This is a genomic window from Planotetraspora kaengkrachanensis (genome assembly GCF_016862895.1).
In the GTDB taxonomy this organism is placed as follows: domain Bacteria; phylum Actinomycetota; class Actinomycetes; order Streptosporangiales; family Streptosporangiaceae; genus Planotetraspora; species Planotetraspora kaengkrachanensis.
Window position 1 is genome coordinate 1 of the sequence record NZ_BONV01000038.1, and the last position, 1,499, is coordinate 1,499.

Annotated in this window: 1 protein-coding gene; it reads left to right on the forward strand. The window is 67.2% G+C overall.

Going from position 1 to position 1,499, the window contains the following annotated elements; genetic code table 11:
- Nucleotides 1–605 precede the first annotated feature (605 nt).
- Nucleotides 606–1,067, forward strand: coding sequence for an SPW repeat protein (locus tag Pka01_RS31860; protein ID WP_203886660.1), 462 nt, complete (start codon nucleotides 606–608; stop codon nucleotides 1,065–1,067).
- Nucleotides 1,068–1,499: the final 432 nt, after the last annotated feature.

The window sequence follows — 1,499 nt, forward strand, 5'->3', positions numbered from 1 at the left end:
TGCCGGGGGTGCCGGGGGTGCCGGGGGTGCCGGGGGTGCCGGGGGTGCCGGGGGTGCCGGGGGTGCCGGGGGTGCCGGGGGTGCCGGGGTGATCATGCACAGGTTCGTGAACGTGTCCACCGACCTGCGCCGATGCATCGCGTGATCATGCACGGATTCGTTGATGCATGCTCTGACCTGCGCCTTCGATCTCCGTGACCATGTACGGAGGGCCGGTCTGATTTCCCATTCGTGGGCCTTGTAGCCGCCTGGGTGAGGTTGTCGTGATCCGCGATGGCGCTCTGATTTGCCAGATCACGAACGGCATCGCCGCACTTGGGAGGGCGTTTCTCCGAAAGTGCGCATGATCACGAACGGGGGAGGGGCAGGTGGGGGCCGTTCCGTGCGAAGGTGTGCATGATCACGCGATGCATCGGCGCAGGTCAGTGGGCACGTTCACGAAACTGTGCATGATCGCCGGCAGCCCGAAGCCTGAGGGTGCACTGCCCATTCGACGCCCGGGTCGACGAGCCCTGGCGCTTTCATGGACATGCCATGACCATGGCGTCGGCTTCGCCGGGTAGCGGGAGGTGTGAGGGAAGCATCGTGAGAAAGGTGGTTAGATCATGATGCGAACGGGTTTGACGGCTCGCCCGGATGTGGCCGAACTGCGTGACACGTACGACCGGGCAGGGTCGGCCGCTCCAGCGCAGTTCGCGGATGGCCTGACTCTGCTGGCGGGCCTCTATCTGGCGATTTCACCGTGGGTCGCAGGGTTCTACGGGTTCGGGAACCTGACGCTCAACAATCTGATCGTCGGCTTGGCGGTCGTCGCGCTCGCCATGGGGTTCGCGTCGGCCTTCGGCCGGACGTACGGCGTGAGCTGGCTGGTGCCTGTACTGGGCGTGTGGACGATCATCGCGCCCTGGGTCATCAGCGGACAGCCGGCCACCACTCGCACCGTCTGGAACAACGTCGTGACCGGCGCCGTCATCGCCGTGTTCGGCCTTGCGGCCATGGCCACCGCAATGCTCCACCAGCGGAAAAAGCAAGTGGTCAGTGAGCACCGAACCGGCGGCAGGCAGTAGCACTCCAGGACGCCGGCGAGTCCGGTTCGCCAGTCGCCCGGCCGGCCCCAGTCTGCTCCAGACGCGGTCCGCCTGGCCCTGCCGCCGACCACCAGGCCGTCCTGACAGTTGAATCGCGAGGGGCGTCTGTCCCCTTAGGGGCGGGCGCCCCTCGCGGCCGCTGCCCCCAAGATCTCTGTGCCCGCCTGGCAGGCCCATACCGATCTCCGGCTGGGGTGCCAGGACCGTCGTGGGTCTCTCCCTCCGTACACGACTGCGTCCTCGACGGCGAGATCGTCACGCTCGCCGAGGAGGGCAGGCCGTCGTTCGCCACGCTGCAGCCCCGCATACATCAGCGCCACCCCGGCAGGATCGCCCAGCTTGATCGTCACCGGAGTGCGGTCTACGCGACGGGCGTTCGATTTCCACGCCCAGACACGGCATCGTTAGGCG